At 48.9% G+C, this 14132-nt stretch carries 16 protein-coding genes and 1 tRNA gene; 13 read left to right on the top strand and 4 right to left on the bottom strand.

Translation table 11 applies throughout. The annotated features are described in order from the left end of the window. The first annotated feature begins 92 nt into the window (after positions 1-92). From DQM29_RS07305 to DQM29_RS07315, 3 genes are read left to right on the top strand one after another with little or no spacing between them, the layout of a single operon-like run. A complete protein-coding gene (locus tag DQM29_RS07305; protein ID WP_145960345.1) occupies positions 93-2642 on the top strand; it encodes a fimbria/pilus outer membrane usher protein in 2550 nt (849 codons plus the stop codon). Between the two features lie 7 nt (positions 2643-2649). After that, complete coding sequence (locus DQM29_RS07310) at positions 2650-2940, top strand: IS1 family transposase (RefSeq protein WP_172622632.1); 291 nt, start codon at positions 2650-2652, stop codon at positions 2938-2940. After that, on the top strand, positions 2927-4093 hold the full coding sequence (locus tag DQM29_RS07315) for a fimbrial protein (RefSeq protein WP_111740074.1): 1167 nt from the start codon (positions 2927-2929) through the stop codon (positions 4091-4093). Before DQM29_RS07310 ends, DQM29_RS07315 begins: the two co-directional genes overlap by 14 nt. A 119-nt stretch (positions 4094-4212) precedes the next feature. On the opposite strand, the gene DQM29_RS07320 is transcribed toward DQM29_RS07315, so the two are convergent. Both DQM29_RS07320 and DQM29_RS07325 read right to left on the bottom strand, forming a co-directional pair. Further along, positions 4213-4455: a hypothetical protein gene (locus DQM29_RS07320; RefSeq protein ID WP_111740075.1), complete on the bottom strand. Its 243-nt coding sequence runs from the start codon at positions 4453-4455 to the stop codon at positions 4213-4215. A 31-nt stretch (positions 4456-4486) separates the two neighbouring features. Then, positions 4487-5140, bottom strand: a complete 654-nt coding sequence (locus tag DQM29_RS07325) for a TetR/AcrR family transcriptional regulator (protein ID WP_170126506.1) — start codon at positions 5138-5140, stop codon at positions 4487-4489. A 260-nt stretch (positions 5141-5400) separates the two neighbouring features. On the opposite strand from DQM29_RS07325, the gene DQM29_RS07330 reads away from it, so the two are divergent. The 7 genes from DQM29_RS07330 (at position 5401) to DQM29_RS07355 (ending at position 10258) form a co-directional block, all read left to right on the top strand. Continuing rightward, a tRNA-Lys gene (locus DQM29_RS07330) sits at positions 5401-5473 on the top strand. A gap of 330 nt (positions 5474-5803) precedes the next feature. Continuing rightward, positions 5804-6499, top strand: coding sequence for a phosphate ABC transporter substrate-binding protein (locus DQM29_RS07335; protein WP_232054952.1), 696 nt, complete (start codon positions 5804-5806; stop codon positions 6497-6499). Beyond that, complete coding sequence (locus tag DQM29_RS18180; protein ID WP_197708854.1) at positions 6492-7379, top strand: PstC family ABC transporter permease; 888 nt, start codon at positions 6492-6494, stop codon at positions 7377-7379. Before DQM29_RS07335 ends, DQM29_RS18180 begins: the two co-directional genes overlap by 8 nt. After that, complete coding sequence (locus tag DQM29_RS18185) at positions 7369-8256, top strand: PstA family ABC transporter permease (protein ID WP_197708855.1); 888 nt, start codon at positions 7369-7371, stop codon at positions 8254-8256. The genes DQM29_RS18180 and DQM29_RS18185 overlap by 11 nt, the downstream gene beginning before the upstream one ends. Beyond that, complete coding sequence (locus tag DQM29_RS07345; RefSeq protein ID WP_111740078.1) at positions 8253-9026, top strand: phosphate ABC transporter ATP-binding protein; 774 nt, start codon at positions 8253-8255, stop codon at positions 9024-9026. The genes DQM29_RS18185 and DQM29_RS07345 overlap by 4 nt, the downstream gene beginning before the upstream one ends. Before the next feature lie 194 nt (positions 9027-9220). After that, positions 9221-9817 (top strand): carnitine operon protein CaiE, encoded by a 597-nt coding sequence (caiE, locus tag DQM29_RS07350; protein WP_111740079.1) that lies wholly within the window; start codon positions 9221-9223, stop codon positions 9815-9817. A 93-nt stretch (positions 9818-9910) separates the two neighbouring features. Continuing rightward, a complete protein-coding gene (locus tag DQM29_RS07355) occupies positions 9911-10258 on the top strand; it encodes an antibiotic biosynthesis monooxygenase family protein (RefSeq protein ID WP_111740080.1) in 348 nt (115 codons plus the stop codon). A gap of 85 nt (positions 10259-10343) precedes the next feature. Here DQM29_RS07355 and DQM29_RS07360 read toward each other — a convergent pair whose 3' ends face one another. Then, a complete protein-coding gene (locus DQM29_RS07360) occupies positions 10344-11150 on the bottom strand; it encodes a sulfite exporter TauE/SafE family protein (RefSeq protein WP_111740081.1) in 807 nt (268 codons plus the stop codon). A 189-nt stretch (positions 11151-11339) separates the two neighbouring features. Between DQM29_RS07360 and tusE the strand changes: the two genes are divergently transcribed. The 3 genes from tusE to DQM29_RS07380 all read left to right on the top strand — a co-directional run bounded on the left by tusE (position 11340) and on the right by DQM29_RS07380 (position 13667). Then, positions 11340-11669: a sulfurtransferase TusE gene (tusE, locus tag DQM29_RS07365; protein ID WP_111740082.1), complete on the top strand. Its 330-nt coding sequence runs from the start codon at positions 11340-11342 to the stop codon at positions 11667-11669. A gap of 142 nt (positions 11670-11811) precedes the next feature. Then, positions 11812-12132, top strand: coding sequence for a heat shock protein HspQ (hspQ, locus tag DQM29_RS07370; RefSeq protein WP_111740083.1), 321 nt, complete (start codon positions 11812-11814; stop codon positions 12130-12132). 887 nt (positions 12133-13019) lie between these two features. After that, positions 13020-13667: a phage N-6-adenine-methyltransferase gene (locus tag DQM29_RS07380; RefSeq protein ID WP_111740085.1), complete on the top strand. Its 648-nt coding sequence runs from the start codon at positions 13020-13022 to the stop codon at positions 13665-13667. A 54-nt stretch (positions 13668-13721) separates the two neighbouring features. Here DQM29_RS07380 and DQM29_RS07385 read toward each other — a convergent pair whose 3' ends face one another. Beyond that, the gene (locus DQM29_RS07385) at positions 13722-14030 is read right to left on the bottom strand and encodes a monooxygenase (protein ID WP_111740086.1); all 309 of its coding nucleotides are present in this window, start codon (positions 14028-14030) and stop codon (positions 13722-13724) included. Positions 14031-14132: the final 102 nt, after the last annotated feature.

The raw sequence follows: 14132 nt of genomic DNA on the forward strand, positions 1-14132 counted from the left end.
CCGCCGTAATGAGGCTGAGGCGCCGCAGAAAGTTGAAGAATAAGTCTATTTACCCTGCCTTTGGCAGGTATTTTTAAGTGAAGGGAATTCACATGTTATCTTTTAACCGTTCACTGTCTCCACTGGCCGCCGCTATTCTGCTTGCTTTTCCCGGATGGGCTTTAGCAGATGACGTAGATGACGGCATTGAGTTTAACCCCCATTTTATGAGCCCAGACAGTCAGCGCCGTATCGATCTGACTCGCTATAATCAGGATTTAGCGCCAACGGGCATCCATAGTGCAGAGCTTATTGTTAACGGCCGCCGTATTGGTCGGGATGCCATTCGCATTCAGGATCAGACCGTTGACGGCAAACGCATTCCGAAAGTGGATATCTGTGTTAAGCCTTCTACGCTGACCGTGTTGGATATCAATGTCGCTGAGCTAGAGTCGTCTGCACAGAAGATGGTTGCTGACGCCAAGGGGCGGGAAGACGAATGTCTGGCGCTGAATCAGCTATTGCCAGAAGGCAGTGTAGCGTTTGATGCTAACGAGCAGTCTCTTAATCTGACTTTACCGGAGCTGTATATCGTCCAACGGCCGCGAGGCTACGTCAATCCAGAACAGTGGGACACAGGTATTACAGCAGCAACGTTGGGCTATAACCTGAGTGCCAGCCGCACATCGTACAGCGGTCAGGATTTTGACACCCTGTACGGCAATATTAACAGCGGCTTCAATCTGAAAGGTTGGTATTTCCGCCACAACGGCGTGTACACCAAAGTCACTAACAGCAACAGTGACTACAACAATATTAATACCTATTTGCAGCGAGATATTCCCGCCATTCAGGGGCGACTGCTGGCAGGGGATGCCAACACCAAGGGCGAACTGTTCGATACCCTGTCGTTTCGCGGTGCACAAATCGCTAATGAAGAACAAATGCTGCCCAATTCGGTAAGAGGCTATGCGCCCGTTGTTCGGGGAACCGCGCGCACAGCAGCTAAGGTGATTGTTCGACAAGGTGGCAATGTGATTTACGAACGTACGGTGGCACCAGGGCCGTTTGAAATCACTGACCTGTACCCTACGGGCTACGGCGGCAATCTGGACGTGTCCATTGAAGAGGCGGACGGCAGCCAGCAAAACTTTCAGGTTCCCTATGCGTCAACCAGTAACCTGCTGCGTCCGGGCACTCATCACTATAGCCTGACCTACGGCAAGCTGCGCTCAACTCAGCTAAGAAGCGAGCCAGTGCTGGTGGAGGGAACCTACCGTCGCGGCATTAGCAATGGCTTAACTCTGTACAGTGGGGTGCAAGGCAACAGTAACTATCAGGCTTTGCAGGGCGGTGCCTCTATCGGGACGCCAATCGGTGCCTTCTCTCTGGACGTCACCCACGCCAAAACCAAACTCGGGGACGCTTGGGGCACCGAGTCGGGGCAAAGCTATCAGGTTAAGTATAGCCAGATGATCGAAAGCACTGGCAGTAACCTATCTGTTGCGGCCTACCGTTTCTCTACGGATGGCTATATGGACTTCAGTACTGGTATGTCAACGCGGGAAGTCGTGTCACAGGGCTATGACAAGCAGGCCGTGAAGCGTGCCAAAAATAGGCTGATGCTCAGCGCGTCGCAGCCGTTGCCAGACGGGTGGGGACAGTTCTATGCCAGCGCCTGGCAGCAAGCGTACTGGGATAAGACCCGTACCGATCGCCAGTACCAGCTTGGTTACAGCAACAGCATCAAGAGGCTGAACTACAGCCTGAGCGTTAACCGCAATCAAGACGAGTTCGGCAAGTTTCAGAACACTTACATGCTGAATCTGGTTCTACCGCTGGATAATCTTCTTGGTTTCAGTCAGGTGGGGATGACGGTCAACCGGGGCCCGGGCAGTACCATGAACGAGCAGCTGTTTGCTTCAGGAACGTCTGGGGATGAGCGCCAGTACAGCTATAACGTGACAGCTGGCCATAACAGTAACGGTGGTAAAGGTCGCGGCAGCAGTTCCAGCCTGGTAACCAACGGTTCAATGCGTACGCCATACACCACGCTAAGCGCGCTGGCAGGTACCGGTAAAGGCTATGAGACCTATTCAGCGGGGATGAGTGGTGCAATGGTAGCGCATTCCGGCGGCCTGACCCTGTCACCGTACAGCGGTGACACCTATGCACTGGTGGAAGCGAAAGGGGCGAAGGGCGCCAAGATGGTTGGCTACCCCGGAATTAAAGTAGACGGCTTTGGATATGCCCTGGTGCCGTATCTGACTGCCTACCAGCTTAACGATGTAGAAATCAGTCCGAAAGGCCTGTCAAACAATGTGGAATTAAATCTGACTAGCCAGAAGGTCGCACCGTACAGCGGGGCAGTGGTGAAGCTTAAATATGAGACCACTGTAGGCTACCCGGCGCTGATTAGCGCGCCTCAGGTTGACGGCCAACCTCTGCCGTTCGGCGCAGAAGTGTTTGACGAGCAGGGACGGCATATTGGCGTGGTCGGACAGGGCGGTCGGATATTTGCCCGAGTACCGACAACGGAAGGCGTTTTGAAAGTGGTTTGGGGAGACTCGACCGATCGACAGTGCCGGGTGCGTTACATGCTGCCTGCTAATGCGGATCTGGAAAATGATTCCGCTATTAAATTCAACTCGGTGTGTGAGTAGCAATATGATGAATCTATTACAACCTGAGTGTCCGTTCTGCCAGTCTCGGGAGCGGGTTAAAAAGCACGGCTTGGGAAATGCTGGGTTACAGCGCTATCGGTGTAACGGCTGTCGCAAGACGTTTCAGACGCGCTACTACTATCGCGGCAATAGCCCGTTAGTTGATGAACAAATTGCACGGCTTTCTAAAGAAGGGTGGAACGCCAGAAAAATCGGTGCATATTTAAAAATTAGCCTCGCGACGGTGAACAAGCGTATAGCTAGGCTGCAAGAGGAGTTACGGCATGAAACTGCATAGGGAGAGAGGCATCATGCGACACGCTGTTGGGTACATGCTGAGACTGGGAACCTTAATACTTCTTGCGACATTACCCTTATTTAAGGCACATGCTGTAGTAACCTGCGGACCCTATGAGGAATACAATCAAAACGTTGTTATTCCTATTATTGGCAACGGTATCATTACCGCCGGTGAAGAGCTGCCGGTAGGTACCGTGTTATATACTCAAACATATGTCCCTGTAGCCGGGTATACCGGCTACAGGTGCAACTATGCGTCAACCGATCTGCCCGTAACGGTGAAACCCTATAAGCGCAGAGAGGCTTTGACTATGCCGCTGGGGGGACCGACACTGTCTGGTAATCAGAGCATTTTCCCTACTAACGTGCCGGGTATCGGTGTTTATATTGGTACTAACTCGATTGGCGGTAGTGGGCAGTATCCAATTACGGAGAACGGTTCAGACAGAGTCATTACTTCTGGTAGCGGCAGCGGTAACGGGTCTGGTATAAATCCCATTACATTACGCTTGGTAAAAACGGGGGCGATACCGTCTTCGGCACAGGTTCAGGCTGCACTGTTTCCTACCATTCAGCTTTCTCATGGTATTACCTCGCCCGCTCCGTGGGAAAGTCCTTATCTCACAGTAAGCTTTTCCGGAATGGTTAACGTGGTTAACCGCACCTGCCAGATAGATGACGTTGACGTTGAACTGGGTAGCCACCAGTTAACATCGTTTACCGGTATAGGCTCGACAACAGACTGGAAGGATTTCAACATTACGCTGAGAAACTGTCCACCGTTTCACGGTTATTACAAGACGGATAAGGATCTGACATATTCCGCGCCGGGAGGAGGCATTACGTCTAATAATGCGCCGACGACTAACCGAATAGAGTTTGTTTTTAAAGGTTCTAATGGCTATTTCAATAACATGGCTTACTTAAACGCGGGTTCTAGCCAGGCTAAGGGAATAGGCGTGCAGATTGCTGATACTAATGAGACACTACTCCCGCTGTACGGACTTAGCTATAAGCCAACAATGGCGCTAACTAACGTCGATGGGGCTTCTTATGTCCTTCCACTAAAAGCGCGCTACTACCAGTATACCAACACCGTGACAACAGGATCGGCTAATGCGGCGATCACCTTTACGGTTAACTATTACTAGCTTCAATATGCTGGCTTAGCTTTTAAAATCTGTAATTCACCCTCGCGAGTAATGAGTTATTAGCGAGGGTGATTCTTTTATAGTAAAGCAGCAGAGGCTAATCTTTATTGAATAGCTTATTACTGCAGGGTAAACGCTATCTTTTTCATTACCGCTTTCTCTTCAACCTCGATAGAGGTTTGATAGGGGAGCCCCTGTTTAGCCGCGGCTATTATGTCTTCTAACGCTATACCATGCTGATTAAGCGATTCGATAGCAGAAGCCGGCAGCAGCCCTTTTAACAGATGAATAAAGCCCAGTGGGATCGTGAAAGACTCATCAAGATGACGATCAACGTACTTATCAATCTTTAACTTTTTCATATCCAGTTCTCCAGTTCCTTATGGTGCAAGATTAAAAAGCGTTTTGAAGAGGCTTTTTGGGGGAGAGTACTGTCTGTAGCACAGCAGAGAGGCTTCCCGGTTCTGCGGCAAAAGTTCTTTCTATCAGCGTAAGCATTGCCTGCTTTCTGGCCTGTTCTTCAGCGGCAGACCAGTTAAAGGTTCCTTCGCCAAACAGGCACTGAGAACCGGCTAATATAAACTGGACAGTGCTGAGAGGGTCGTCCACGTGGAAAATGCCGTCTCGGTTTCCCTGACTGACAACCTCAGCCAATATAGGACCAAATACTCTAACGGTTTCAACGTTAATACGATCGTGAAGCGCCTTGTTTGTAGGGTGGTGCATACCGTCAACAACGCTTTGCCTTTCGGCCGCTAGCGCACTTTGTTTGCTGATGATCGACACTATTTTCTCAACGGCATTGAGATCGCCATTGTTAGCAATCAACCGGGATTCGTGTGCCATATCGGCTACTAGTCGCTCTGTTAATGCATCAAGGATCTCTTCTTTTGATTTGAAGTAGTGGTAGAACGTCCCTTTGGCAATTTCCGCCGTGCGCACGATTTCATCAACAGACGTTTTTTCATAACCTTTCATTTGAAACAGCCTTTCAGCAACGGAAAGTATTTCCGTTCGCCGAACCTCGGGGGCTTTAACGATTCGCATTGGGAGTACCTTTTTCTTTTTTATATTAAAAATTCGCGACGGCACCTTGTTGATGAACATACTGTATAGTATTGACCGACCGTCGGTCAATTATAAAAAATGGTTTTTGAGAGTTTACGTTCTAACGTGTGGAACGCTGCGCGTAGCGGTTGGCGGAGAGAGAAGAGGACATTTAGTGGTGTAAATAAATACTTTCAAAGATTTACTTTTTTCTATTGAAAGCATTAATTCAGAGGCGTATTTTATTTGTCAGACAAAAAGGGCTGTTAGCTCAGTTGGTAGAGCAGTGGACTCTTAATCCATAGGTCGCGGGTTCGAATCCCTCACAGCCCATCTCTTTCCTTTCTGTTCGTTCTGCATATCTCTTCATATTCTCTTGCATCAGGATTACGTGTGTTATCGCCCGCGTTTTATGTGATTTACAACCCTTTTTTCGCTATGATAGCCGGACGTTAGATAGGGGCTTTACGCTTCCATGCTGAGTGTTATCACCTGATAGAGACGAGATTAAAGTAGAGGATTGACTGAGATGAATCGTTTTTTCCCATACGTAGCTGCAACGCTTATCTGTGTTTCATCATCGATTTTCGCATCCCTTTAGACGCGTTTAAAGACGCTAAAGGCAGCGTCAATATCGCTGGTGGAACGGCCCATATTCCCGTGATGGTTGGCGCGGCCAAAAATATCATGAGTGCAAATCCCAATGTAAACATTACCGTTACCGGTGGTGGTTCGGGCGTTGGCGTTCAAAAGGTGGGTGAAGGCTTAGTTGAGATTGGCAACACCGGTCGTGCCCTGAAGCAGAGCGAAATAGACAAGTATGGACTGGTGAGCTTTCCGTTCGCTATTGACGGCGTAGCCGTTGTTGTTAACGAGGCGAACAGCGCGAAGTCCCTAAGCCGTGAGCAACTGAGTGATATTTTCTCTGGGAAGATCGCTAACTGGAAGCAGGTTGGCGGCAGCGATGCGCCTATTTCCCTGTACGTGAGAGAAGACGGAAGCGGTACTCGAGAAGTGTTTGAAGAGAAGGCTCTGAATAAGGGAACCGAGCTTGCTCAAGCCAACGTGGTGAACTCAAACGGCGCCATGAAAACTGCCGTGATGCAGGATAAAAACGCCATTGGCTACGTGGGAATTGGCCATCTGGACAACTCTCTTCACGGCGTAACGGTTGACGGCATGATTCCTTCACAGGAAAACGCTGCCAGCGGTAGCTATAAGATCACCCGCCTGCTCTATATGAACACCAAAGGCCAGCCGCAGGGGCTGACCAAGGCGTTTATCGACTACGTATATAGCCCTGAAGGAACGGCCATTATCGAAAAATCTGGCTACCTGCCGACGGGGAAAAGTGAGTAACAGTCACGACGGCGCCGGTTTGCCACTGCGTTTGGCAACGGCGCTTACGGTGTGCGGCATCGGCTTGATTTTCCTGATGGTGTTTGCTTTTGCCGTACCTGTCTTGGCTCCCCACAGCGGCACTGATGGCTCAGGCCTGTTTTCCTGGCTGTGGAGTCCATCAAAGGGGCAGTTTGGAATTTTACCGATGATAGCGGGCTCAGTGCTGCTATCGCTGTCGGCAGTGGCGCTGTCTTGGCCGTTGGCGATTGGGCTGTGCGGGTGGTTACTTAACGCAACCGCGCCGAACGCTTCAGTGTTTACTCGCCTTTTGACTCGACTTATTGCCGGGCTTATTCGCTTTATGACCGCCGTACCGACGGTGGTTTACGGTTTTGTCGCAATCTTTCTCCTGACTCCTCTGGTGCGCGGTGCAGTAGGAGGGGGCTCTGGCTTAAACTGGCTGTCTGCCTGCCTTATTCTTAGTTTACTGCTGCTGCCAACAATGGTGTTAGTCATGGACACTGGCCTGCGCCCACGTATGGAAAAGCTGCACCTAAGCGCATCCGCTCTCGGCTTTAATCGACTGCAAACTCTCCTGTACTTTGTTTTCTCTCAGGGAAGACGATGCCTGTTAACCGCTCTGATTCTTGGATTTGGGAGAGGCATCGGCGATACGCTTATTTCTTTAATGCTGTCGGGAAACTGGCCTCAGTTGCCTATTTTTCCGACAGACAGTCTGCGAACGTTAACGGCTCACATGGCGCTGGTTACTGCAAATGAGGTTGGCGGCACGGCCTATAACTCACTGTTTGCCGCTGGCGCCGTTTTACTGTTGATTAACGGCTGCGTCAGTCTGGCTTTACGGCGTTTAGAACGGGGAGTCGGCAGTGAAGTCTGAGCGACCGATTGTACTACTCACGGCTGTTGGGTGGTTGGCAGTGGCTATTCTGCTGGTGGCAATGGGAAGCCTGCTTGGCTTTTTGCTGGTGAAGGGCGTTCCGGCGCTTAACGTTTCGCTGTTCTTTGGCGATACCCCCGTGAAAGAGGCGCTTTTTGGTGGACGTCCCGTATGGGATGGTATATGGCCCGCCTGTGTGGGAACGCTTTATCTGGTTTGCCTAACGGTTGCTTTGGCGCTATTTCCCGGTATTGGCTGCGGAATTTATCTGGCGGAGTATGCGGGGCCTCGGCAGAAGCAATGGTTAGGGTGTGCAATTGACGTTCTGGCCGGTATTCCCTCTATCGTGATGGGGCTGTTTGGCTTTACCCTGATTCTTTTTCTTCGCTATACCTTTTTCCCTCAGGCCAATACGGGTCTTTTGTTGGCGGCTGTCTGCCTGGCGCTGCTCGTTTTACCCTCTGTTGTACTGACTTCTCGAGAAGCGCTGACGGCGCTTCCGGAGGAGCTGAGGCTGACCTGCTCCGCTCTGGGATTTAGTCGCCGAGAGCGTTTGCGCTATGTTTTACTGCCTGCTGCCAGCAGGGGGATTTTGGGTGGCATCGTTCTGGCTTTTGGCCGCGCAGCAGAAGACACGGCGGTGATCCTGCTTACCGGTGTGGTGGCCAATGCGGGGCTGGCAAACGGCATCTTTGACAAGTTTCAGGCGTTGCCGTTTACCATTTACTATACCGCTGCGCAGTATCAGACACAGGAAGAGCTGCAGCGTGGGTTCGGTGCTGCACTGGTTTTACTTTTACTGGCAGGTAGTTTACTGCTTGGCGCTTACGCCATTGAAAAAACCTACCGTTTACGTTGGAAAAAGGGAGTTCTATGACTATCGCCGCCCGAGTGAGTGATGTGTCTATCGCGTTTGGTGGGCAAAGCATTGTTAGCAAAGTCAGTCTGGAGGTTCCCGCACGAAAGATCAGCGTGCTGATTGGGCGGTCTGGTTCTGGTAAAACGACGTTCTTACGCGCTTTTAATCGTCTGAATGAAGAAACGGCTGACTGTACGACGACGGGAAATATCCAAATAGACGTTGGCAGTGGCTTAGAGGCGCAGATGAGAGCCTGTGGCGGCTCGCTGATGGCGCTAAGACTCAAGGTCGGCATGCTGTTTCAAACGCCAAACGTGCTGCCTGTCAGCATTGGAAGAAACGTTGCTATGCCGCTAGAAAAGCTGATGCGGCTTTCCCGCTATGAGATTCATCATCGGGTAGAGAAGAGCCTAAGGGACGTCGGGCTGTGGCCGGAAGTCTGCGACCGCTTGAATACTTCCGCTTCGCTGTTGTCCGGTGGGCAGCAGCAGCGCCTTTGTCTGGCACGTGCACTAGCGTTGGAACCTCAGATTCTTTTGCTGGATGAGCCCACTGCTTCGCTGGATATTTTGGCTTCTGCGCGAATTGAAGCCCTGCTGAAAGAACTTGCGGAAACCTACACCGTTATTATGGTGTCCCACAGTCTTTCTCAAGCCTGCCGTCTGGCTGACAGGCTGTTTGTGTTTGACGACGGGCGGCTAGTAAAAACGCTCAACGACCGACAAGAGATGGAGGAGGAGAGGCTGGCGTTGATGATCGCCTCTCTGGCTGAATCAGCGCTAAAGTAAGAAAGATAAGTTAGTCAGGGCGAGGCTGTATTTTGCAGCGGCAGCCTGAGAAAAATTGCTATATCGCTCACCAATATTGAATGATTTCCGTTCTATAACAACGGACTATTTTAATCTCTCACCTGTTTATTTATTCCCGCGTTAAGCGCTTCGGTGTTTTATACGCTATTTATTTAGGTGAGGAGGTACAGTTCGTGAGTTTTTATATGTTTGAAGGTCTTGTTCCCGTTGTTGACCCTACCGCCTATGTTCACCCTAGTGCAGTACTTATTGGCGACGTCATTGTTGGAAAGAACGTCTATATCGGCCCTCATGCCTCACTGCGTGGGGACTACGGGCGGCTGATTCTGGAGGATGGTGCAAACCTTCAGGATTGCTGCATTATGCACGGCTATTGCGACACCGATACGATAGTGCACTCATGTGGCCACATCGGTCACGGTTCAATACTGCACGGCTGTACTATCGGCCGAGATGCGCTGGTAGGAATGAACAGCGTGATTATGGATGGTGCGGTGATTGGGGATGAAAGCATTGTTGGCGCCATGAGCTTTGTTAAGGCAGGTTTTATTGGGCAAAAGAGGCAGATGCTGATGGGGATCCCGGCTAAGCACGTGCGCGACGTGACGGAGGACGAGCTTTATTGGAAACGGCTCAACACGCAAGAGTATCAAATGCTGGCCGCTCGCTCTTTGCTGTCTTTACATCCGGTGACTCCGCTTACTGAAATTGAACCCCATCGCCCTCGCCTTAAGGGCAGTACTGAGGTCAAACCGAAAGCAGAGATGTAGCCTCTTTTCCTTTCAAACGCGCAGCCGACTGTTATATCTTGTTAGTTGATATGGGGAAGACCCCGTTGCATTTTAGCGCGTTGGAGAACAGCTATGATTGTGGTTATTTTTGAGTTAGAGGCCGCAGAAGGAAAGCGTGACGATTACTTACAGTTTGCAGCAGAGCTTAAGCCACTGCTTTCTCAGATGGACGGCTTTATTTCCATCGAGCGTTTTCAAAGCTTGAGTCATCCGGAAAAGCTGCTTTCCATATCCTTCTGGCGAGATGAGGCGTCAGTTGCGCAGTGGAGAAATATTGAACAGCACCGACTGGCTCAGGCTGAAGGGCGTCGCCACATTTTTGCGGGGTATAGACTTCGAGTAGCCAGCGTGCTGCGCGACTATAGCCTTGACGAAAGAAGGGAAGAGGCTCCAATGGATAGCCAGGAGTTTCATCGTTAGCTATTTAGTTTATTCACTGTGTGATAACGATACCCCGCAGCCAACGCCGCGGGGTGCTTGGAGAGGTGAGCTTAGTTCCAGAAGATCAGTTCCAAAAGAGGGTTTGTAGCATTTTCAGGCTAAGCAGGATTAGCAGGCAGGCAAAAACTTTTTTCAGTGTAGCAACGGGCAGCCGGTGGGCTAATTTAGCGCCTAGTGGGGCAGTAAAATAGCTGATGACTGAAATAAGAACGACCGCAGGAAGATAGACATACCCGATACTGTAGTCCGGCGTGCCGGAAGATCCCCAGCCGTTAATCATGTAGCCGACGCTTCCCGACAGGGCAATAGGTAGCCCCACCGCAGCAGAAGTGCCGATAGCCTGCTGTATACGAACGTTACACCAGTTCAAAAATGAAACCGTGAGTGAACCGCCGCCAATGGCGACCAGCGCTGAGATCCCACCGATAGAAAGTCCCGCAATAGACATTCCCAGAAAACCAGGGAGCTGACGGCTTGGCTTAGGCTTAATATTCAGGATCATCTGCAGGGCGACATAGCCCATAAAGCAGGAGAAGAAGATGCCCAGCGCTTTAGTTGGCAGCAGAGCCGCTAGCCAGGTAGCGGAGAGCGTTCCCAGCAGGATCGCCGGCGTGATTTTCCAAACGACGGGCCAAAGTACACCCTGATGCTTGTGGTGTGCTCTTAAGCTGGAGAATGCGGTAAAAACGATAGAGGCCATAGAGGTTCCGAGAGCCATATGAACCAGGTGATCGGGCGGCGTACCTTGAGCAGCAAAAATCGCTGTGAGAATGGGAACCATGATCCCACCTCCGCCTATGCCTAATAAACCGGCCATAAAGCCAACCACTGCGCCTAGCGCTAAGTAGGCCACTACCCATTCAATCGCCATGAACTTACCTTATTTGTTGTTATCCCGGGAAGAGGTGAACACTATACACCGCTGAAATGAGTTAATCATTTGTTATGGATCTTTACTATTTTATCCGCAAGCGCGCAGGCAGGGGGCTGTATAGGATCCAATAGGCCTCCTTTTTGCGGTACAATAGTGGAAGAATGGCTATTTAAGCGCTGAGGTACTATGTTTGAATTTGAAGGCCGAGTGATAGAAACCGACGCTCAGGGGTATTTACTCAATATTGATGACTGGAGCGAGGCCATAGCGGTAGAGCTTGCTCGTCAGGAGGAGATTTCCTTAAGTGAGGAGCATTGGGAGGTTGTTCGCTTTGTCCGCGACTTTTATAAAGAGTTTAATACCTCGCCGGCGATTCGTATGTTAGTTAAAGCCATGTCGCAAAAGTATGGCGAAGAGAAGGGTAACAGTCGGTATCTGTATCGGCTGTTTAGTAAAGGTCCGGCGAAGCAGGCTACAAAAATTGCGGGACTGCCGAAACCGGTAAAGTGTATCTGATTGCTTTGCAAAGAGAGTGATGTTCAAGAAGGGCTTTTTACTGGATGTAAAGTTAAGTCAGTGTTGTCAAAGCTGGCTTGAAATGTGACCACCGCCCCCCATATTTAAAGGGAAGGCATAGCCTGAATAAAAGGAGGAGACAGTGATTACCAGCAAATTCTCTATTGGTCAGCAGGTCAGACATTCACTATTGGGAAGCCTGGGTGTGATTATTGATATCGACGCAGAGTATTCTCTCGAGCAGCCGGCTTCTGAGGATGAGGTTGCCGCCGACGATCGCCTGAGGAAGTCTCCTTGGTATCATGTGGTTATGGAAGATGATGACGGGCAGCCAGTGCACACTTATCTGGCAGAGATTCAACTGATGCGCGAAGAGGATGAAACGCATCCCGAACAGCCTTCTCTTGACGAACTGGCCGCGTCTATTCGCGATCAGCTTCAGGCTCCTCGTTTAAGAAACTGATCGAGACGTTCAGGAACGTTAATTAATGATTAAAAAGGCCGTGCAGACAGAGCCGCACGGCCTTTTTATTTCTGAAAAAAAATAGCCGTGAAACCAAAAAGTGTGTGGAGTCGGTTTCACGGCAAACCAAAAACAGTCATGTCTAACGGATAAAACGCTGTGATAATTATCACCGAGTTTTGCTATATAAAACAAGCTGGTAAAATCACTAGGTTTTTTTGAGAGTATTTTTACGTCATTATCCGTGCCTTTTTTATAATTCATTGATTTTTTGAAATAATAATTTTTATTACACACATTGAAGCTGTCAGAGTTCATCTTCAACCCGAATCCCTACTTTTCTGATTAAAAAACGAACAATCTATCTGAAAAGCAAATAACGCGAAGGGGAAGAGACAAAGTAACGTGGGTTACGGTAGCTGCGGTGACTATTTTTTTATTAAAAGTAGATTATTAATTTGTTATTAACCTACAATAATCTATTATCATTAATAACTTATTTGAATTTATGATTTTCATTCTATTTATCGTATGAAATATATGTTTTTCAATTTAATAATTTAACAGTGGCTACATTTTTGATGAGTATTTAATTATTTGAATGAATTTTAATGCCTTTTTATTGGCTTTGATTTGTTGATTGGTTTATATTTTATTTCAGCAACTCTTATTTATGAGATTTGTAATCAGCTTGTAAAGCGTCTATTTGGTTTTTTATATCATCTAAGTATATTGTTTTACAAAGTAAATTTTTGATGACTTGCTCCAAACGGTAATCTACATAAATCAGTAAACGGACTTTTTAATTCCTTATTAAAAATAAGGATAACTGTGCGTGTAATCAGTGCAGCGTATTCCCGTCTGGACCCAAAAGTTAAAGGGTCATAATGATCGATTTTTCTGAAACCGAATATTTTCAAAAGATTAACCAACAGCGTCGAAAGAAAAAGCATTATTTAAAAGACATTGGCGATCAGTGGTGCACGCCCGATGCACTTTTCTGGGCTATTGATGCTTTGTACGGCCCGATGGTACTCGATCTCTTTAGCGATGGTGAAAACAGCAAGTGCTCTTATTTTTATACCGTTAAAGATAATGCCCTTACTCAAGACTGGTCAGCCAAACTGGATAAAATTAAAGGGGCTGCGTTTGCGAATCCACCGTATTCCAGATCGAAGCAGCACAAAGGGCAGTATCTGACGGGAATGTCTCACATCATGCGCTATACCCTCAAACAGCGGGAAAAGGGAGGGCGCTATGTGTATCTGGTTAAAGTTGCGACAGCTGAAGAGTGGTGGCCAGGGGAACAGGCGGATCACGTTGCGTTTATTCGCGGCCGAATTCCCTTTGAGCTGCCGAAGTGGTTTGTCGCCGCAAATGAAAAACAGGCCGTAACAACCGCCTCTTTTGGCATTGCGGTGCTGATTTTTGATAAAGACTGGCAGGGCCCAAAGATAAGCTACTTAGAGCGGAACACGCTGTTAAGCATGGGTAATGACGTCATGAATAAAAGGGCCATTCAGCTTACAAGGTAAGTCAGGCCCTTAATAGCTGAACAGCCTACGGCTCAGCGGGTAGAAAGCCTTCTATCAGCTGACCTGACCGTGGGTAATCAGAGTTAAGGGAAGATTGATATCGAAAATCTTGCAGTTAGCCTGAGTAACTCCGAAGGAGGCAATGCGCTGTTTGTGCATTTGCCAGTAACGCTCTGCGGAGTCTCTGTCGGTAAATAGATAAATACCGCCGGCTTCTTTGGTTTCCAGGTTTTCTGTCCAGATTTTTGAAATAAAGCCCGGCTCCTGATTAATACTCTCTGCCAGCCCTACAGCGCTTTTGGACAACGCCTCCCCCAACATTTCTGCGGGCATGCTGAAGTCTACTTGAAGTACAACCGCCATAAACGTCTCCTGATGGCTCTAACGTAATGAAATAGACGTTGAATGTGCCATTTTTTAGAGAAAATGCCAACTTTGACATAAGGTTTCATTAGGCGGGGCTAA

Origin of the sequence: Leminorella richardii (assembly GCF_900478135.1) — a bacterium.
Lineage (GTDB): Bacteria > Pseudomonadota > Gammaproteobacteria > Enterobacterales > Enterobacteriaceae > Leminorella > Leminorella richardii.